General features: G+C 56.2%; 12 protein-coding genes and 5 pseudogenes. 6 read left to right on the forward strand and 11 right to left on the reverse strand.

The window, feature by feature from the left end:
• Positions 1 to 48: 48 nt before the first annotated feature.
• Complete coding sequence (locus CW354_RS22975; RefSeq protein WP_104830365.1) at positions 49 to 381, reverse strand: hypothetical protein; 333 nt, start codon at positions 379 to 381, stop codon at positions 49 to 51.
• Between CW354_RS22975 and tnpB the strand changes: the two genes are divergently transcribed.
• Together tnpB and tnpC are read left to right on the forward strand one after the other, a co-directional pair.
• Complete coding sequence (tnpB, locus tag CW354_RS04820; protein WP_104829984.1) at positions 380 to 736, forward strand: IS66 family insertion sequence element accessory protein TnpB; 357 nt, start codon at positions 380 to 382, stop codon at positions 734 to 736. The genes CW354_RS22975 and tnpB overlap by 2 nt on opposite strands.
• Before the next feature lie 52 nt (positions 737 to 788).
• A complete protein-coding gene (gene tnpC / locus CW354_RS04825; RefSeq protein ID WP_104828937.1) occupies positions 789 to 2423 on the forward strand; it encodes an IS66 family transposase in 1635 nt (544 codons plus the stop codon).
• 165 nt (positions 2424 to 2588) lie between these two features.
• Here the strand turns inward: tnpC and CW354_RS04830 are convergent, their stop codons facing one another.
• The 7 genes and pseudogenes from CW354_RS04830 to CW354_RS04860 all read right to left on the reverse strand — a co-directional run.
• Positions 2589 to 2843, reverse strand: coding sequence for a DUF4158 domain-containing protein (locus tag CW354_RS04830; RefSeq protein ID WP_104828938.1), 255 nt, complete (start codon positions 2841 to 2843; stop codon positions 2589 to 2591).
• A gap of 118 nt (positions 2844 to 2961) precedes the next feature.
• A complete protein-coding gene (locus tag CW354_RS04835) occupies positions 2962 to 6420 on the reverse strand; it encodes an indolepyruvate ferredoxin oxidoreductase family protein (protein ID WP_104828939.1) in 3459 nt (1152 codons plus the stop codon).
• A gap of 292 nt (positions 6421 to 6712) precedes the next feature.
• Entirely contained in the window at positions 6713 to 7987 is a 1275-nt protein-coding gene (locus tag CW354_RS04840; RefSeq protein ID WP_133162184.1) for a spinster family MFS transporter, read from the reverse strand.
• 104 nt (positions 7988 to 8091) lie between these two features.
• The gene (locus CW354_RS04845) at positions 8092 to 9057 is read right to left on the reverse strand and encodes a fumarylacetoacetate hydrolase family protein (RefSeq protein WP_104828941.1); all 966 of its coding nucleotides are present in this window, start codon (positions 9055 to 9057) and stop codon (positions 8092 to 8094) included.
• A 187-nt stretch (positions 9058 to 9244) separates the two neighbouring features.
• Positions 9245 to 11581, reverse strand: coding sequence for a TonB-dependent receptor (locus tag CW354_RS04850; protein WP_104828942.1), 2337 nt, complete (start codon positions 11579 to 11581; stop codon positions 9245 to 9247).
• A gap of 32 nt (positions 11582 to 11613) precedes the next feature.
• Positions 11614 to 12843, reverse strand: coding sequence for a Rieske 2Fe-2S domain-containing protein (locus tag CW354_RS04855; protein WP_104828943.1), 1230 nt, complete (start codon positions 12841 to 12843; stop codon positions 11614 to 11616).
• Between the two features lie 318 nt (positions 12844 to 13161).
• Positions 13162 to 13326 (reverse strand): annotated as a pseudogene (locus CW354_RS04860) (IS110 family transposase); the annotation flags it as partial.
• On the opposite strand from CW354_RS04860, the pseudogene CW354_RS04865 reads away from it, so the two are divergent.
• Positions 13318 to 14127 (forward strand): annotated as a pseudogene (locus tag CW354_RS04865) (transposase); the annotation flags it as partial. The pseudogenes CW354_RS04860 and CW354_RS04865 overlap by 9 nt on opposite strands.
• Before the next feature lie 87 nt (positions 14128 to 14214).
• Here CW354_RS04865 and CW354_RS04870 read toward each other — a convergent pair.
• On the reverse strand, positions 14215 to 14814 hold the full coding sequence (locus tag CW354_RS04870) for a hypothetical protein (protein ID WP_133162185.1): 600 nt from the start codon (positions 14812 to 14814) through the stop codon (positions 14215 to 14217).
• Between the two features lie 708 nt (positions 14815 to 15522).
• Positions 15523 to 16032, reverse strand: a pseudogene (locus tag CW354_RS04875) (transposase family protein); the annotation flags it as partial.
• A 139-nt stretch (positions 16033 to 16171) separates the two neighbouring features.
• Here CW354_RS04875 and CW354_RS04880 point away from each other — a divergent pair.
• From CW354_RS04880 to CW354_RS24030, 3 genes and pseudogenes are all read left to right on the forward strand, one after another.
• Positions 16172 to 17286 (forward strand): annotated as a pseudogene (locus CW354_RS04880) (IS5 family transposase).
• Positions 17283 to 17609 (forward strand): hypothetical protein, encoded by a 327-nt coding sequence (locus CW354_RS04885; protein WP_104828946.1) that lies wholly within the window; start codon positions 17283 to 17285, stop codon positions 17607 to 17609. The pseudogene CW354_RS04880 and the gene CW354_RS04885 overlap by 4 nt, the downstream one beginning before the upstream one ends.
• A 30-nt stretch (positions 17610 to 17639) precedes the next feature.
• A pseudogene (locus CW354_RS24030) lies at positions 17640 to 17936 on the forward strand (transposase); the annotation flags it as partial.
• Between the two features lie 317 nt (positions 17937 to 18253).
• On the opposite strand, the gene CW354_RS04900 reads toward CW354_RS24030, so the two are convergent.
• Entirely contained in the window at positions 18254 to 19549 is a 1296-nt protein-coding gene (locus CW354_RS04900) for a spinster family MFS transporter (protein WP_165793528.1), read from the reverse strand.
• Positions 19550 to 19686: the final 137 nt, after the last annotated feature.

Below are 19686 nucleotides of genomic sequence, written 5' to 3' on the forward strand. Positions count from 1 at the left end.
GTAAGCGACGCCCGGACCCCACCTGTTCTTGACGGTCGGCGTGGGCCATCATTGTCTCATTGATGAATTTCCGCTTTGAGGCATTTGATTTTGACCAGTGATAGAACGCATTCCGACCATGAGCGGAATCCCGAACGTGACCATCGCCGCCGCGCGCGGCGTGAAGATTTTGTTGAGGTCGTTGTGGATGATGACGCCGGCGACCAGCCGCGGGGCGAAGATCGTTATCGTTCGGGGCGTGCGCGCCGTTTTGACCGTGATAACAGCTCGCCGATTGAGATAGAGGTCGGCGGGGCGACGGTGCGGGTTCTCCCGCGGACGGACCGGGTGCTGTTGAATATCGTGCTCGATGCGCTGCGCGGGCGGCGCTGACCAGCCCATGATCAACGGACATGCGCCGAAGCGCTTTTATCTCTATGCGAAGCCGGTCGACTTCCGCAAAGGCCATCAGGGCCTGTCGGTGATCGTCCAGGAAATCACCAAGATTGATCTGTTCTCCGGCGCGGCGTTCATCTTCCGGCCGAAAAACGCACACGCGGTGAAGATTTTGACCTGGGACAGCTCCGGGCTCGTGCTTGTGCATAAAAAGATCGAAGACCGGTCGTTTCGCTGGCCGCCGATTAATGACGGCGTGATGTCGCTGTCGCCGGTTCAGTTCAGCGCGCTTGTGGAAGGCATTGACTGGAGAAAAGTGCATACGGCGCGCCGAACGAGAAAGCCTAAAATTATCGCTTGAGTTTATCAAAAACTTGTTGGGAAAGAAAGCGAAACAGCGCACATTAATGTGCATGGATTTTCGCCTTGATCAGCTTCCTGACGATGCAGATGCGCTGAAGGCGATCATCGCTGCGCTGACGGTCGAAGCGCAGGCCGAAAAGGAAAAACTCACATCGGAAATCGCCGATCGCGACTGCAGCCTTGCGGAACGCGACGAAGAGATCGCCGGCCTGAAACATCGCGTCCAGTCACTGCAGGAATTAAACGACCGGCTCGACCATCATGTGCGGGTCCTCAATCGCGCCCAATATGGACGGCGTTCCGAAAAGCTCGACGCCGATCAGCTGGCGCTGCTGCTTGAAGACACCGCACAGGCGATCGGCGAAATCCAACAGGCGCAGGAAGCGTTTGAGCCGGCGCTCGCCGAAAAGCGGGCGCGCAAGGCCAATCTCGGCGCCTTGCCGGCGAGCCTGCCTCGTGAAGACCAGGTCATCGAGCCGGTAGCGAACGTCTGCGCCGATTGCGGCTGCGCCCTGCACGTCATCGGCGAAGACGTCTCCGAGCGGCTCGACATCGTGCCGCAAAGGCTGCGAGTGATCCGCACCCGCCGCCCGCGCTATGGCTGCCGCAAATGCGAGAACGCGCTGGTCCAGGCGCCGGCGGCGCCGCATATCATCAGAAGCGGCCTGCCGACGGAGCGGTTGATCGCTAATGTGGTGGTCTCAAAGTTCGGCGATTATCTTCCCGCCTACAGGCAAGCCGATATTTTTGCGAGGAGCGGCGTCGATCTTGACCGGTCGACGCTGTGCAACTGGATCGGGCGCGCGGCTTATGAAGTGCAGCCCGTCTATGATCGCCTCGTTATGGACATCAAGCAGTCCGAGCCGCTCTTTTGCGACGAAACGCCGATGCCGGTGCTTGCGCCCGGCAATGGCGAGGTGAAGAAAGGCCAGCTTTGGGCGCTGGCGCGCGATCCGCGGCCTTACGCTGGCGATGAGCCGCCTGCAGTCGCCTATTTTTATAAGCCGGGCCGCTGCAAGGGGAGCGCGGCTGAAGTGCTCGAAGGCGTGAGCGGCGCCGTGCAGGTCGACGGGCTTAGTTCTTACAAGGCGGTCGCCAACGACACTCAAAAGAACAGCCCTATCGCGCTGTCATTTTGCATGGCGCATTTGCGCCGCCGGTTCTTCGACGAGATCAAGGACGGATACGGATCGATCGCCAAGGAAGCGGTCCAGAAAATAGCCAGGATCTATGAGGTCGAAGACCCGATACGCGGCAAGCCGCCAAATCACCGGCGCGATGTGCGACAGGAAAAGGCCAAGCCCCTGATGGAAGAGTTCCATAAATGGCTGAAGGCGCAAAGCGAGATTCTGTCCCAGCGTTCAACGCTGATGGAGGATATCAATTACGCCTTCAATCATTGGGAAGGCCTGATGCGCTATCTCGATGACGGCAGGCTCGAAATCGACTCGAATTTTGTCGAGCGTTCGATTCGTCCGATTGCAATATTGCGCAAAAACAGCCTGTTCGCCGGCAACGCCGAGGGCGCTCACAGCTGGGCCCGGTTCGCCTCGCTCCTGACAACGTGCAAACTCAATGATGTCAATCCGGAAGACTATCTCACCGACATCTTCACCAAAATCGCCAACGGCTGGCCGCAGGCCCGCATCGACGAACTCTTGCCGTTCGCATACGCTGCAAAATAATTTACAATGTCAAAGAGCCAAGCGCGCAGATCATAGCACGCGTCAATCACCGCGTAAACGTGGGGTCCGCGCACCGCTTACTGTGCAATGAGAAATCCCGAACCCGAATATGGACCCGATTATCGGCCCCGGTATCAAAGGATCAAGGCGGCCCTCGGCGTAGGCTTACGGGCCTGGAGGCGCGACCCCGGCAATCGCGAGACAGGCGCTGACCGCCTCGACGATTGTTTTTCCGCCTTCTCCCGATAACGCAGCTTCTGCGGCGGCCGAAACGGAGGTTTTGATATCCGTCGCTTTGAACGGACGAAGCTCCAGATGACCGAGCGCCTGCCAATGATGTTCAAGCATCGTCTCTTTACGCTCAGCATACTGCGTATAATGCTCAGTACAGACACCAAGTTGTCCTGCGACATGAGCGATAAATGCAGCTTTTCGACCTCAAAACGCCCGTTTCCTGCGTTTATTACTCCGTACAACTCATAAATTCCGATTCAATTTCACCGCTTCGGTGTTTTTCACAAGCAACTAAAAAGGCCCCCTAAAAACACCGCTTTCCCTCCAACAGACGCCAGCGAATCTTCGCTTTGCGAACGCTCTCCGCCTTGACATGACCGAAGCCTGCGATGTCATCGGGAAGGCTGGCGATTTCGATAGCGTGCGGAACGCGAGCCGGGGTGAGGTCCTGCAAAAGCCGGCCGATCGAGTCCATGTAGTCGAGGATCAATTGGCGTTCGGTTCGCCGCTCGGCGGTGTAACCGAATGGATCGAACGGAGTGCCGCGCAAGCGACGCATTCGTGCCAAGGCGGCGAACATCTTGAAGGCCCAGGGTCCGAAGGCCATCTTTCGCGGTATGCCGGTTGTCGGATCCTTCCTGGCGAAGAGCGGCGGCGCAAGATGGACGGACAATCGGCCACCATCGACGAAGGTTTCCGACAGCATCTCGCGGAAGGCTTTACCGGAGTAGAGGCGCGCGACCTCATACTCATCCTTATAGGCCATCAACTTGAAGAGCCCGCGCGCAACGGCTTCAGAAAAAGAGCCTTCCCTCCCCATGACCTCGACCTCGCGCGCCCTGACCTTTGTGAGGAACGACTCGTAGCGCTGTGCGTACCACTTGGCCTGATAGTCGGTCAGGAACGCCACTCGCCGCGAGATGGTCTCCTCAATCGATGTGGATGGTGCGCGGTGATCGATTGCCGCGAGGCCAGGCTGCTGTGCGTCGACTTGCTTAAAAAGGTCGGGCCTCTGAGCCGCGAGTCGCCCGAGCCGGAAAGCGGTGGTGTTCATCTCGACCGCAACACGATTGAGTTTGATCGCGGTTTGGATGGAACCTTCCTCAACGGGGATCAGACCACGCTGGAAGGCATAGCCCACCAAGAAAAGATTGGCCCCGATGGAATCGCCGAGGAGCTTCTCGGCGATCTTGGTCGCCGCAACGAGATCGACCTTACCGGCGCCGGCGGTCGCGCTAACCGCACCCACGAGACGATCGGCAGGGACGTTGAAGTTGCGATCGCGGATGAAGTCGGCCGTGATCGTCTGCTGCTGGTTCAGCACGACATGGGTAGTGCCCTTATTGATTACGTCGAGAGCTTCCCTGCTAGTCGTGACGACGAGGTCGCCCCCGATCAGCAGATCAGCGGCCCCTGTGGCGATTCGAGAAGCATGAATGTCCTCTGGGCTGGCCGCGAGGCGGATGTGCGAGGTCACGGGACCGCCCTTCTGCGCCATGCCTGTCATGTCGAGGGTGGTGCAGCCCTTGCCCTCGATATGGGCGGCCATTGTGACGATCGCACCGATCGTGATGATCCCCGTGCCGCCGACCCCGGTGATCAGAATGTTCCAAGGTTGATCGAGGCGCCTTATCTGTGGCTGATGAAGATCGACGGCAAGCAGGCTTTCCAGATCGGTCGCCTCCGGCTTGCGTAAGGAAGCACCCTCAACCCCTACAAATGACGGACAAAAGCCTTCTAGACAGGAGAAGTCCGTATTGCAGGTGGACTGGTCGATCCGGCGCTTGCGACCATACTCGGTATCGATGGGCGTCACCGACAGACAGTTCGATTTCTTGGAGCAGTCGCCGCACCCCTCGCAGACCAGCTCGTTGATGAACAAGTGGCGATTAGTAACAGGCTTCGCGGCCGAGCGCTTGCCGCGGCGACGTTTTTCCGCGGCGCAGACCTGATCGTAGATCAGGACGGAGACGCCGCGATGCTCGCGTAGTTCACGCTGAACGGCGTCAAGTTCGCTGCGATGATGGATCGACACGTTGCCAACGAATGCCGGCTGGTCGGCGTATTTTTGGATATCGTCGGAGACGATCGCGATCCGTTCGACGCCCTCGGCGCGAACTTGGTGGCTGATGCGCTGCGGGCTGATCTGGCCGTCATGCGCCTGACCTCCTGTCATCGCGACCGCATCGTTGAAGAGGATCTTGTATGTGATGTTCACCTTGGCCGCGACTGCCGCGCGAATGGCGAGCAAGCCGGAGTGGAAGTACGTGCCGTCGCCGAGATTCTGAAAGACATGCTCTGTGGGCACATAGGGGGCTTGGCCGATCCAGTTGGCGCCCTCGCCACCCATGTGGGTGAAGGTCGCCGTGTCGCGGTCCATCCTCAGTACAAGATAATGGCAGCCGATGCCGGCGAGAGCGCGGCTGCCGGTCGGCACCTTGGTCGACGAGTTATGGGGGCAGCCTGAGCAGAAATATGGTGTGCGTTCGACGAGTGGTGCGGACTGCGATAGTGCCGCCGCCGAAGCAATCGCCTGCCGGGCGCGCTTCGCAAACTCGGTGTCCTGAAGCCAGGGCATGAATCGCTCGGCGATAACCTTCGCGATGAGCGACGATGAGAGATCGTCATGCGCGGGCAGCACGATACGCCCATGCTCGTCCTTCTTGCCGAACACGCGCGGTCGCTGGTCTGCGGGCAGACCGAACAGGATATCCTTGATCTGGCTTTCCAGAAGCGGTCGCTTCTCCTCGATCACGAGCAGGTCCTGAAGACCGGTCGCGAAGGTCTTGATGCCCTCGGGCTCGAGCGGCCAGACCATACCCACCTTGTATATCGAAAGGCCAAGTTCAGCGGCCCGCTGCTGGTCTATTCCAAGCGCCTCAAGCGCTTGCAGGACGTCGAGATAGGATTTTCCCGTGGTCACGATACCCAATTGGCGGCGCACGCCGCCAAGGGTGACGCGATCAAGGCGATTTGCTCGCGCGAATGCCAAAGCGGCCGGAATTTTGAAATTGTGGAGTCGCCGCTCCATCTCCTGAGGTGTATCCGGCCAACGAATGCTCAGGCCGCCAGAAGGCATGTCGAAATCAACCGATAAGCCGACCGCTATGCGCGAATCAGAAACCTGGACAGAGGCGGAGGAATCCATCGTGTCGGCCACCAGCTTCATAGCAGCCCAGGTGCCGGCGTAGCGGGACAAAGCCCAACCGAACAGCCCAAAGTCGAGGATATCCTGAACGCCGGCCGGATTGAGGATTGGTATCATTGCATCCATCAGGGCATATTCGCTCTGATGCGATGTCGTCGACGACTTGCATGTATGGTCGTCGCCGGCGAGGATCAGCACGCCTCCGTGATGCGCAGAGCCAGCGAGATTGCCGTGACGGAAGGCGTCGCCAGACCGATCGACGCCAGGACCTTTCCCATACCAGATCGAGAAGACGCCCTGCTTCTTCGCGGTCTCGTGTAGGTTAATTTGTTGGGTGCCAAGCACGGAAGTCGCGGCGAGATCTTCGTTCACGCCCGGGTGGAAGCGAATGTCGGCGTCATCGGCGAACTTCTTTGCCCGGGCGAACGCCTGATCGACGCTTCCCAACGGCGATCCTCTGTACCCGGTCACAAAGCCTGCCGTGTTGAGACTGGCAGCCTCATCCCGCCAGCGCTGCATGAGCGCGAGGCGCACGAGAGCTTGGGTGCCGGTGACGAAAACACGGCCCTCCCTCAGGGTATACTTATCCTCAAGACTGATTGCCGCGTTTTTCAACTTTTTGTTCCTCCTATGCGACCACACGCCAGAAGATCATTGAAGCGGAGGCGGTATCCGGCGTTTTAGGTTCAGATTTCCCGAAGACTTGGCTAAAGCTAGCGCGTTGCCGTGATGACGCGCATTTTTCTATGTCGCGATATCGCTTGATGCCTTCTCTCCAATAACCTTTGGCCAATGCGGGGGATGATCGTATCAGCGTGACGGACTTGCGCGGGTGCGTCGTGCTGTCGCCGCCGTCTTGGGTTTGCCGGTGACGAAAACGCGGGCCCTCTTCAGGAATATTTTCTCATCACGCCCGTCGTTGCGCGGCAATTATGCTGGCGATCGGCGCCAACATCAAGATTCCGGTACAAGTGACAGAATACAATAATGCAAACCGCAATGAATGAATCCCATGCTCATGCGCCAGTAAATCACTTAACACTCCTATCAACAATGGACCTAGTCCAAGACCCAACATCGACGCCACCATCATTGCGAACGCCGAACCTGTCGCACGGAAGCGATCCGGAGCTGCATCTTGTATGCTGGCCCACAACGCGCCGCTTGGAAGCGCCGTCAAAAGCGTCGCCAATGCAATGAAAATAGACGCCATTTTCATAGTTGAAACCAGAAAAACACTGACCGCCAGCGGCGCGGCTGCAACCAACGTCGCCGCGATAAAATAGTTACGCAATTTTGGATTGCGTATCATAAGCCAGTCAGAAAAAAGTCCTCCTGCTACAACGCCGATAATCATTCCAATACCCTGCGTCAAAGCAAGCGTGAGCCCAAGATCAGCTCGCGTTGCGCCAAAACTTCTCTCGAAGTACGCTGGTATCCATTGAGCTTGACCGAAAGCAAAAAAAACGAGCGCGCTAAGTAGTAAATTGATGCTGATAAATGACGGCGTCCGAAAAAGACTCTTTATCGCCGCCCAGTTTCCGCCCGAAGATTCCGTGGGCTGTGCGCCCAAACCGCGGTCGGGAATGAGTTTGATATATCTAAGTATAACGGCTGCAAGAATAAGACCCGGCAAACTCATTATCAGAAACGTCCAACGCCACCCGATTAAATTCTCCAGGTAACCGCTGGTCAATAAAGCGAATACGATGCCCGCCGGTCCACCGGCGCTAAAAACCGCTAGCGGAAGACTGCGGCGATCCCGCGGAAACATCCGGGCAAGGGTGGCATGCGCAGCAGGGGCAACGCCTGCTTCGCCGGCACCAACGCCAAACCGCACCAAAAGCATTTGAATAAAATTTTGCGCTGCTCCGCACAAGGCTGTCATTAAGCTCCAAAATACGAGCGAAGCGATAATAACCCGCCGCACGCCGTATGAGTCTGAAATCCGTGCAATGAGCAAACCAAACAACGCATAAAACGCCGAGAATGCAAATCCGGTAATAAAACCAATCTTGGAATCGGAGAATCCAAGGTCCTTTTTTATCGGCTCAATCAGCATGGCCAAGACGTAGCGATCAGCAAAGCTGATTGCCATGGCCGTGGTCAGCAGGGCCAGCACGAGCCATGCCTCTTGGCTGACTCTTGAAGTTTGATGAACGCTTTCTACATCGCTTTTCAAAATAATAATCCCGTACAAATGCCTACAAACAGTTTCAACAACAGGCTTGCATATGAAAGGCCAATGAAGCTCTGGTTTTCACTGAAAGTCTTAGCTCGCCACAATCAAACCGAAGCCACAACAGTGTTACCAAGCGTACCCACCTGATCTGCGAAGACTTCTATTCTGTCACCCGGGGACAGGAAAATTTTGGGATCTTGCGCATAGCCGACACCGGCGGGCGAGCCCGTTGAAAGCACGTCCCCAGGCATAAACTCATACCAGCGGGAAAAATAAGCGATGCTATGCGCAATTGGGAAGACGAGATCCCGTGTATTCGCAGATTGCATTACCCGTCCGTTCAATCGCGTTCCAACATTGATATCTTGAAAGTCGACGATTTCATCCGCCGTGGTCACGACGGGTCCTATCGGGCAGAATGTTCGAAATTGTTTTCCCCGGATAATACGGTGGAAAAAGTTCATCGCGCCCAGAGCATCTCCCGCCGCGGCCGCGCTTTCCCATTCCGGCAAGCCCTCACGCGACCCGACATCATTGATCATAGTGATGCCGCCAATATAGGAAAGCGCCTCGTTGACGGCAACATTGCTGCATCTCTTGCCAAAGACCACCGAAAGTTCACACTCGAAATCGACCATGCCCGGCTCATGTGCCGGCAAAACAATCTCATCTTCCGGACCAATTACGCAGCTTGATAGCTTGATAAATGCATCCGGCGTTTTCGGCAAACTTGTGACATCCATTTCGTCGAGATGGTCTTTATATCCCATGGCGCCGCAAAGGATGAGACGCGGCCTCAATGGAGGTGAAAGGTGGACTTCGTCAGCATCAAACAGCAATTGACGCCGACGGAGCTTATTTTTGATTCCGTCTCCACCCAGAAGCTTATCGACAAGCTGCCGAGCCGCCTGCTGTTCAGCACTCTCTGCCGCAATATACGGTATGATGCTGTTAGAAGGCGGCTCACCTTTATATCCTAGTTCGGCAAGCGCAGCCACATCGACAATCTCATTACCCAGAACAATGCAAGCCCGATTTTCGCTGTCTGACTTGTACATGCCGAGTTTCATCAAAGCCCTCCTTGCACGTTACCGCTCCCACCGAGCCAACACGCAAACTCAGCTGCCGCTAAAATGCGCTTTACCTTTGTTCCCGGCCACGACCAGAAAACACAATTTTATGTTTCGCGTTCGTCACTCAACACAGATCGCCACCGCCAACATGCTAGTTTTTCGGAGCAAGAAAAGTCGAAAATACTCAGATACTGTAGGAAAACCGGAGCCAAAGTTCGCGCCCCCTGGAGATCACGGCATTTACGTCAGACAGTGTGCCTGCGCTCGTTCCCGTGCCGCTTCCTGTTATAATCGTGTCGCCAGCTCGAACCATGTAATATTCATCGCCGAGGTTGCGCCCAATGAATTCAATCTGAATGCCGTTTTCGGCATCCCGCAACCGGACGCCCGCGTCCACCAACCAGTATTCGTCCTGAAGGCTTCGCGGCTGAAGTGTCGCGTCGGCAAAATACTTGGAACTGTAGCTGGCGTTACTGTTCAGGCCCAATACAAATCGGGAGCTTAACGACCGCTCGAATGAAAAGCCGCCGTCGAAATTAACCTCCGGCCCCCTGTGCAATGGGCTACCGGAAAGATCCTGGGCTGTAAACACACCCATCCCGTTCGGCTGCAGATTACAGCCAAGAGAAATCGTCTGTCCACCATAACACGTGGTCACAAATTCATCGTATTCAGCGTCGTTGTAAGTAAAAGCTCCAAGCAAGCTAAGACCTTCTATGGGGGTCACCCAGTTGAAGTCTGCTTCCACACCTTTCACGGTCGCCGCACCGGCGTTAGTGACGAATTGATCAAGTCCGGCTTGCGTCAATATTTGCAAACCATCCAGATCATAAGTGTACGCCGCAACGTTAAACGCCAGCGTTCCATCAAGGAGTATCGATTTCACGCCGCCCTCCCATCCCTTAATGGTTTGTTCGTCAAAGGACCGGTCCAGCGTCAAATTACCAGAACCCGCGTTAAATCCGCCCGAGAGAAAACTTTCTTTATACGAGCCAAACAGCGTGAGATTCGCGGTTGGCCGCCAGGTGATCGTCGCTTCAGGAGAAAAATTATCCCAGTCTAATTTGGGCACGGCCGTCATTGCGGGAACGCCCGCCAGTGCAATTGAAAAATCTTTCTCTTCGTAAGAATATCGACCGCCACCCGCTAATTCCAATGTGTCTGTAATATCTATAGTCGCTTGCGCAAAAACTGAATAAGCGTCGCCTTTTTGCTTCGCGGAGTCATTGAACAACATGATCGGCGCGTTCGCTCGAAAGGCGACTTTGAACACCCGGTCAAAATCTGTATGCTGGTAATATCCGCCTAAGAGAAAATTGACGGGACTGTCAAAATCAGTCCGCAGTCTCAATTCCTGCGAAAACTCAGTCACATCAAGGTTTTGAAAGGACGGCACCATAAACTGAGCGGCAGTTGCATTGTTTACGTTATCCATTATCTCAGAATAAGAATCGAATATACTGCTCACTGATGTTAAAGTCAGCGTATCCGAAATCTCTAAATTGGCCGTGAGCGTTCCGAGAAATTGCTGTTGCTCGAAATATGGCACGTCGCCAAAATCAGAATCCAGAATTTTAAAATTCGGCCCAAGATCGGATCGCTCAACTTTATCATCAATTCGACAGGGAGCCCCAACACCATCAACAGCGCCGCCGACCTGCGACACTCCAAAAGGACATGACACCAACTGTTGCCCGGCGGCAGTACCGGCGCTTTCCACATCTTGGTAATTCAGCTTAAGAACCGCATCGAACCGATCGCTGGGATCGAAAGTCAAAGTCAATCGGGAAGCAAGCTCGCGATGGTCCGGTAGATCCCGGTCGCTCGGCCCGACAAGGGGGTCGTCCGGCGCCGTGTTATCAAAATAACCGTCCAATCCCGATCCATAAACAGCGAACCTTGCGCCGACAGTATCCGACAGCGGACCGGAAATATAACCCTCGCCCCGAATCTCTGAACCGACGAACTCGTATCCGAGGCTTGCCCCGACCTCGAATTCGTCGGTTGGGTTCGCGCTCTGTATATCGACAACGCCGGCATAGGCGTTCTTGCCGAAAAAGAGGGCTTGTGGCCCTTTGTAAACAAGCACCTGCTCCAGGTCCATCAGCGCCATTCGCTGAACGCTAGCGCGCGAAATTACGGCACCGTCGAAATTAAATGTTACAGCCTGGTCGTTGAAATGGTTCTGTTCGCCACTTGTGATTCCCCGTAGCGAAATCGCACCACCGGACACACTAGACGCGTCACCGATGACAAGCTGAGGAACGACCCGGGCGATATCCGTTAAGCCCTTCAGTCCTCGTTCATTTATCACATTGCGCGACACTCCCGAAACCACGACCGGCGCTTCGAGCGCACTCTCATCTCGTTTACGGGCCTGGACGACAATCAAGTCTACGGTGGAGGCTTTCGCGCTTTGTTCGCCATATGACTGCGCCACAGCGTGGCCGGCCGGCACAGCAACCGTAAGACACGTCGACGCCATCAAGACTTTGATTTTCTTGTTCACTAACTCTTTCATTGTTCCCTCCCGAGGATTTGCAGCTTCTTTTGTTAGGCGGCTTGAGTTTTAACCTTGAATTCCGCCTCCACGCCGCTCAGATCCAGATCACGTCCTATTGGCGGCTTTCCCGACTGGTAGGCCTCAATAGCATCGAGAACGGTTTGCCGCCCCTCGATCAATGCTTTGTCTACCGGTGCGAGCAACTCCTTCGAGCGGTCCAAACGCCCTTGACTTTCGATGCATCCAACATCCTCAAGGAAAATTGTCTCGAGTATTGTGTTGCCTTTGAACCCAGAAAAGCTTTCGCCTTTTTCCATCGCTTCCCTGTCCTGACCCCAACGATTCTCGGCGGTCCGAACAGGAAATTCGCTTAGAAAGTTATTCAAGTCAGGCAAGCTGCCGAAGCCCTGCATCGCAAAACCATTTGGCTGTAACGGGCCATACCGGTTGTAAAAAATCATCCATAGCAACGTATGATCGTCGTCAATCGGCACACTGATTTGTAGCGCTTTGTCATCGCGAATGCCGGGCGTTACCGTATGATGCTGGATAAACGGCATTATAAAATGGAAATGCGTTTCTTTTGCTGCATCGCTATTGACATGCGTAAACCCATACTCTGTACGCTCAACCGTCAGTTCGGGATAATTGAAGGGGATGTCGCCCGCCATTCGGGTTTCGTTGGCAGAAAAATATGCTCCCGCCCGCACCGAGCGTCGGTTCGTCTGATTATGAAGAATTTGCGCGTGAAACACGTCCCACAACGTTTCCAGAGGATGCAGCCAGTTGCAGTTAATCACCGCCGTAGCCGCTAGCACATGGTCGTCCGGAAGGTCTGTGAATGCCAGCGGCCGAAATTCGGCAGGTTGGCCTTTCCCGAGCCAGGCCCAAACTATCCCTTGGCGTTCGATTGCCGGTCGTACGCCGGTTCTCATTCGATTCAACGGCGCGCTTTCAGGATGCGTAGGCGCTTCCAGAAGTTCGCCGTCCGGCGCGAATTTCCAGCCATGGTAAATGCATCGCAATCCACATTTTTCATTTCTCGCCAGCGCCATCGACGCCCCGCGATGCGGACAGGCTTCATTCATAAATCCGACAGCTCCGTCAGGGCTGCGAAAACCAACAAATTTTTCGCCGAGGATTTTGATCCGAGTTGGAGCCGCACCCGCGACAAGCTGCGCCGAACGCGCGACCGGCACCCAATACTCCCTCATCAACGCCCCAAGCGGCGTTCCCGGACCAGTTTGGATCAACAGGTCATTATCGCGCGTACTGAGCATTTGCTTCCTCTCCCGGCACCTATCGAGTCGAGCCTGCTTTAGCCCAAGCTCACAGTTAATTCAGATTCTTAACCGCCGCAGGATTCAATTTTCTTGGGGTAGCCTGCCTACTAAATCAGCAGATCAGACTCCGAATTCCTTTCTGGACCGCTCCTTGCTGGCTCGCTCGTTCGCTCGCGAACCCCCACCACAGCGTCCTTACGCCGTGGCAACTTTGATTGATATATATATAATGCATATCTCATTAGTCAATACCGTGGAGGGGTCGCCGGCCTTTATGTTTCGCTCAATCCACCATCGACGCTGTCCGTCGCACAATGCATTAAGGCTGCGCCCCTCGGCGAGCACGATGCGAAACATGCGGATCGCGTCGGAATCCTCCGCGACTGGCAATCCGACCGACGTCACCGCAGTCTCGTAAATATCCGAGATCAGGCGTTCTTTCGACACTTTCCGGCCGACGACGTCCCAGGCCGCGGCGATAAGAGGGCGCTGATCATGTCGCAGCGTTATGCGCATGCAAAGCAGTTCCGCAGGCATAAGCGCGAGGTGAAGTTCCTGAATATCCGCTTGGGACGGGTGATTCGGGACATCCGGCGCAAGATCAAAGGCACCGCGTATCTGGAAAGTGCGTTTGCGGATGAATTGTCGATGGCCATTACTTTGCGCCATCAAAAGAAACGCCAGCGCGGCCGGAAGATCTATTCGCTGCATGCGCCGGAAACGGAATGCATCGGCAAAGGCAAGGCGAAGCAGCCTTATGAGTTTTGCTGCAAGGTGTCGATCGCCACAACAAACGACAAGGCTCGAGGCGGGATGTTCGTCGTTCATGCGAAGGCGTTCCACGGAAATCCGTATGACGGTCACACTTTAAAAACGGTCATTGAGGAATTGACCGACTGGATCGGGACTGAGCCTGAGCGGGCCTATGCCGAGAAAGGCTATAGGGGTCATGAGGCGCCGAAGCCGCTTCGGGTCTTTCTCTCCGGACAGAAGCGCGGCGTGCATGGCGACATCAAAAGAGAGCTGCGGCGACGCAGCGCTGTCGAGCCGATCATCGGCCACGTCAAGAACGACCACCGGATGGGCCGGAATTACCTCAAGGGCAAGGAAGGCGATTGCATCAACGCCGTCCTCGCCGCCGCCGGCTACAACTTCAAACGTATCGCCGCGTGGCTGAAGGCTTTTTTGCGTCGAATTTTGGCAGCTGTTTTGGGCGTCATTGGCGCCCTGATTGATCTCATCCGCTCGGCGTCGCAGCCGGCCATCGTGAGGGAGGCCTGAATGACCGAAACCCTTCACAAAGACCGAAATGTTCACGAGGGACGGATTATGGTCCAAAAGCGTACCAATCCGATTCGAATTTCCCTCCTACGCATCGTATATGATGGCTTTTCTGGGATTCTTAATCGTAGCGGCAAGAATATTTATTCCTTCAGTAAGGTGTTCTATTCCGACAACGTATTGTTCGGGATTTCGTTTCTCTAATCGAAAATCGCTGAGGGCGTTAGAAAGCTGTTGATAACAAAGAGCAACAATGTGCTTACGGCCACGTAGATTCTGAATCTCACTGTCGTCACGGATGAAGTTCTTCATAAAGCCCTGCGTAAATGTGAAATCAGCCAAGTCGAATGCAAAAGCAACACTTTCAGGGGAAACTTCATCGACGAGTATCGGAATCGAGATTACAGGCGTCTGTTTTGCATATCGTTCAGTCTCAATATATATGCGAACGCCAGTAGCGTGTGCCTGCATAATCACTTCTTTTGTTACAAGTTCTGTGGGCGCTACTATTTGAAGGATTTTATTGACTACGTCGTCAGCATCCGATTCCTCATAAGGGCTGATTACCGCGCCGAAGGCTGCATACCGGATTAGTTCTGCTAGCGGAGACGTGTATGATTCCGATAAGGATTCAACTCTTAGATACCGCTGGTCTGGCGCAAAATGTTTTAGGAGTTCCGGCTTCACGGCGGACCGCCCTCCGGGCTGCTCTGAGGCGCTTGTTGGTCTCGGCATTTATTTGACAGCAAATGCTACTACGCTGGAATGGTAAAACGGAATAACGTTACCTGACAAGATATCTTTGGCAGTGGCGTCCCAGTGATGGTGTGGGTGTGGGAGGGCGATGACTGCCATCGCTTTCGAATCTTGAGAGGATGCTACGGCCGGATCAAACGGCGGTAGGCTGGCGGTCTTCTCGTCAAGCACTACTACGAAGGACAGCGCTGCTTCGGATTGGACGCCCTCCCCTTCGAAAATGACGCGAGTGCCATCGAAAGCCGCCATTGCCACTATCAAAAACTCGATGATGCGCTTACGGAAAAACGGCGAGTGCATCGGCAAAGCCGGTGCAATTAACCGCTTCCGCCCGATCATCTCGCCGAACAAGCTTTCGCCATCGGCGAACTGCTTCGCTTGCAACGCCGGCTGAAACGCCGGCGACGCCAGTCCGGCGTCGCCGCATATCCGCATTCCGGCCCGCTTTCTACTATACGGGCGATGATTGAATGGCGACGCCTGCCCCAAATCAAATTCGCGCGAAGACCGCGCTGGAACCGGGCGCGCCGCAGGACCCAACGCGCCCGTGAGCCGGGCGCGAAATCTCAGTACGCCTCGCTGACCGCGCCGAACAAATCTACCGCGTCTATCTTTCAAACGGACGCCGGTCCGGCGCTTCGCCTTTTCATGCAGCTCGACGAAGGCGAATTTGCTCGTCCGGTCGATGGCGACAAACATGTAAAGCTTGCCTTCTTCGGTGCGCACTTCCGCAATATCGATGTGAAAGTAGCCGATCGGATAGGCCTTGAACTTCTTTCGGCAGGGCTGATCCCCGTCGGTCTCCGGCAGGCGCGAGATGGCATGGCGCTGGAACAGCCGGTGCAGGGACGAACGCGTCAGATGCGGAACCGTCGCCTGCAGCGCGTAGAGGCAGTCGTCCAGCGGCAACAGCGTGTGCTTGCGAAACGCGACGCAGAGCGCTTCTTCTTCCGGCGAGAGCACCGTCGAGCGCGGCTCCTTCGGCCCCATCGGCAGGTCTTCGACGCCCTCGCGCCCGCGCCACTTCATCACCGTCTTCGGGTTGACGCCGTGCTTCTCGGCAAGCTCCGCGACTGTAGCGTTCGATCGCTGTATTGCCGCTCGGGCGGCGTGAGTGGTCGTGGCGCAGCCGTGAAGTACCTGTCCCATAAATCCTCCCGGAATGAAGAAGAATCAGCTACCGTGATTCTATCTCTCTCCGGGACTGAACATCTAACAGGCTGCTGAAAAAGTCACTCGTTTGATACCGCAAAGCATAATTCCATGAGGTATTTCATGGAGGCACCTCATGCGTGGCGACGATCAGCAGAGCGGTCAGCTCTTTTCCTATGTGAACATTGAGGAGCGCGTTGCAGCGGATCACCCGCTGTGTGCGATTAAGGGACTGGTCAATGAAGCGCTTGAGGCGTTGGATAGTGAGTTTGCCGCAATCTATGCAAGCCGTATGGGTCGGCCGTCGATTGCGCCTGAACGGTTGCTGCGGGCGGTGCTGTTGCAGGCGATTTATCCGATCCGGTCTGAACGCCAGTTAATGGAGAGGCTTGAGTTTGATCTTCTCTTTCGCTGGTTTGTCGGCCTGTCTTCGGATGAGCCTGCATAGGATGCGTCGAGCTTTTCAAAGAACCGCGAACGATTGCTTGAAGGCGAGATCGCGCGCAAGTTTCTTGTGGCTGTTCTCGCCAACCGCCGCGTCAAGCGGCTTTTGTCAAACGATCACTTCAGCGTCGATGGCACACTGATTGAAGCTTGGGCGGGAACGAAAAGCTTCCGGCCGAAAGAGATCGATGACGATGATAAGGGTTCAGGCGCCGGCGGCCGGAACAAGGAGCGGAACTTTCATGGAGAGAAGTGGTCAAACAGTTTATTGGGAACGGGACCCAATAAATGCATGCATCGACCACGGACCCGGATGCAAGGCTATATCGCAAAGGACGCGGCAAGCCGGCGCGGCTTTGCTATATGAGCCATGTGTTGATGGAAACCAGTCATGGCCTCGCGGTGGCGGCGCACTTAACCTACGCGAACGGCACTGCCGAACGCGAGGCGGCGCTGGCGATGGTTTCGCGTTTGCCTCTCAAAGACGGCGCAACGCTCGGCGCGGACAAGGCCTATAACGCCTAGACATTTAAACGCGACCTGCAATCGCATGGCGTCGTCCCGCACATTGCGTTCAGATCGGAAACCGGCTGGGGCGGCGCAAAGATTATCCCGCCCGACGGCTACGACATATCGCAACGCATCCGTAAGCGGATCGAAGAGATTTTCGGCTGGATCAAGACCACTGGCGGCTGCGCTAAAACCAAGTTCCGCGGTCTGCGGCGCGTGGCGCAAGGCTTTGACCTTGCCGTCGCCGCTTACAATCTCGTGCTCCTGCCGAAACTTCTGACGGACGCCGCCCCATGACGGCGCCGATGGGCTGCAAGCTGCTCGGCCGCTGGCGCATAGTTGAGTCTGACCTGTGGGACCGCGATCATCTCGACCTGTGCGGTCCCGCCTCGATTGTCGTCAACGCCGACGGATACGGCAAAATCTGCTTAGGCGCATTGCAGGCCGGCCTCACGCTTGAATACGCCAAAGACTCCGTCTGGTTCGAATGGGACGGCTTTGACGAAATGGACGAAGTCTGCGGATCAGGATCGGCGCATTTGCAAAACAACGGCGGCCTCGAAATCGAATTTGCCTACCGATACGGCGACGAAGCCTTATTGAAAGCCGAAAGATGCTGACTTTTTCAGCAGCCTGCTAATGAAGCCTGGGCGGCGATTGAACCGCATCTTCCTCATGACCGGCCGTGCAGAACGCATCGTGACGACCTGCGCATTATCAGCGGCATTCTGCATGTGCTTAAGACAGGCTGCCAGTGGAAGCGCCGTCCTTCAGAGTACGGAGGACATACAACCGTTATAATCGCTGGCCCGGGTGCGGGATATGGCAAAGGATATTTGAGAAAATGGCGGCCGACGGTTCGATTCCCAAAGAATTGTCATTGGACAGCTTCGCCGTTCGCCCGTGAAGAGTTCTCGTCGGCGCCGATAATCATCACTTCCGGTTAGCCGAGTTCGCTCGGCGCGGCCGGATGCGTGTGAAGCGCGCCGAAACCCCTGCCGAACGCCACATGCTGCGCGGGCATCATTTTGGAGAAAAGCGCGGCGAATTTCTTCAAGCACATCGTGCGAAAGCGGCTGGCTTAAATCAATGCCGGCGATCTCCGCACCGATGATCGGCGTTTGCTTTCTGACAGTGATATGCCGATTAGCCCTCGGCCTCCACTTTTCCGACGGCGGGCGCAGCTAGCGGTATTTGTTTAAGTTGTGCCATAGGCATTGTCTTTTCATCACTCGCAGATATTTCATGCTGGCTTCAAGCGGCGCTATGCGTCGGCGCGCCCCCAAAATCGCCCGGACAGGTAAAACGCGGCGGCGGACGGAATGTTCAGCAAAAATACGCATGCAATCGCGATCCCGAGCGCGCTCACGCCGAATGACGGCGTCAGCGCATCGCTGATAAGGCCGATCAGAAGCGGTCCCAGACCGAGGCCCGCTAAGTTCTGTATAAAGATCATAAGCGCTGCAGCGCTGGCGCGCTCGCGCGGATCGGCAATGCCTTGAACCAGCGCATAGGACGCCGGCTGGTAAAGCGTGCCAAAAAAAACAGCCGCAACGGCGCCGATGAGCGCGAAGATAAGCCCCGGCGTCAAAAACGCCGGAACGCCGATAAAAGTCGCCGCAAAAACGGTCAACGCCGGCCACCAGGCGAGCCAGCGGCGATCGCGCTTGGCGAGAAAATCGCCGGCCGCGCCGCCGATAACGCTGCCGACGGCTCCAGCGACGGCCGCCGCCGAGCCCAAAATCACCGCCGCTTCGCTGACCGACATTTCATGGGCGCGGACGAAATAAGCAATGCCGAAGGCGGCGAGCCCGTAGGACACCATCAAATGAAAGGCCGATCCCGTCACGCACAACAGGAAGGCCGGCGACTTCATCAGCGCGCCGAAGACATTGGCCGCGCTGCGCGGCGGCGCGGCGGCGCCAAGGCGCGGGGGCTCCTTCAACGTAAAATAGGTCAAAGCGGAAACAACAAGCCCCGGAGCGCCGAGCGCCAGGAATGCTGCGCGCCAGCCATAGTTCTCGGCGACAAGCCCGCCGATGATCGAGGCGACGAGACCACCCGCCGATATGCCCAAGACAATAACGGAGAACGCCGTCGCCCGCCGCGCCGGTGAAACGGAATCCGCAATCAGGGAATGCGTGCATGGCGCGTAGCCCGCCTCGCCGACCGCGACGCCGGTGCGCGCCGCCGCCAGAAACCAGAAGCCCGGCGCGACGCCGCACAACATCGTCATGGCGCTCCACAGCGCCAGACACGCAGCCAGAATATTGCGGCGATTAAGCCGGTCGGCGATACGCGCAATGACGAGTCCCAGGGTCGGATAGACCAGCGCGAACGCCGTGCCGCCTACTAGGCCGAGCATCGTGTCTGAAAGGCCGAATTCATTTTTGACGGGCTCGGCGACGATGCCGATGATCTGCCGGTCCGCCATATTCAGCGTCGACACCAGAAACATCATCAGGAGGAAATACGGCAAGGACGTTCCGGCGGCCTTGCCTTGCCTTGCCTTGCCTTGCGTCGCGATTGCGCTGGGCTGCGGAACGCCGCTCGCCGTCATGTCGTTTCCTCTCCTGCCTGCATGGCCGCCGTTCTTTAGCATTGCGGCGGTCCCGGCTTTTTTTGGACTACGGCTGTTTCGCCCGCGCGCTGCAGCGTCGCGATAGCCTTATGTCAATAATCGGCAATATATCATTC

The sequence above is a fragment of the Hyphococcus luteus genome (assembly GCF_002943565.1).
In the GTDB taxonomy this organism is placed as follows: domain Bacteria; phylum Pseudomonadota; class Alphaproteobacteria; order Caulobacterales; family Parvularculaceae; genus Hyphococcus; species Hyphococcus luteus.

What these genes read in the sequence shown, in the direction of transcription:
- CW354_RS22975 (WP_104830365.1), bottom strand. Translation starts at nt 381, where the DNA reads ATGGGCTGGTCAGCGCCGCCCGCGCAGCGCATCGAGCACGATATTCAA.
- CW354_RS04900 (WP_165793528.1), bottom strand. Translation starts at nt 19,549, where the DNA reads ATGACGGCGAGCGGCGTTCCGCAGCCCAGCGCAATCGCGACGCAAGGC.
- CW354_RS04845 (WP_104828941.1), bottom strand. Translation starts at nt 9,057, where the DNA reads ATGAAACTCGGCATGTACAAGTCAGACAGCGAAAATCGGGCTTGCATT.
- tnpB (WP_104829984.1), top strand. Translation starts at nt 380, where the DNA reads ATGATCAACGGACATGCGCCGAAGCGCTTTTATCTCTATGCGAAGCCG.
- CW354_RS04850 (WP_104828942.1), bottom strand. Translation starts at nt 11,581, where the DNA reads ATGAAAGAGTTAGTGAACAAGAAAATCAAAGTCTTGATGGCGTCGACG.
- CW354_RS04885 (WP_104828946.1), top strand. Translation starts at nt 17,283, where the DNA reads ATGACGGCGCCGATGGGCTGCAAGCTGCTCGGCCGCTGGCGCATAGTT.
- tnpC (WP_104828937.1), top strand. Translation starts at nt 789, where the DNA reads ATGGATTTTCGCCTTGATCAGCTTCCTGACGATGCAGATGCGCTGAAG.
- CW354_RS04855 (WP_104828943.1), bottom strand. Translation starts at nt 12,843, where the DNA reads ATGCTCAGTACGCGCGATAATGACCTGTTGATCCAAACTGGTCCGGGA.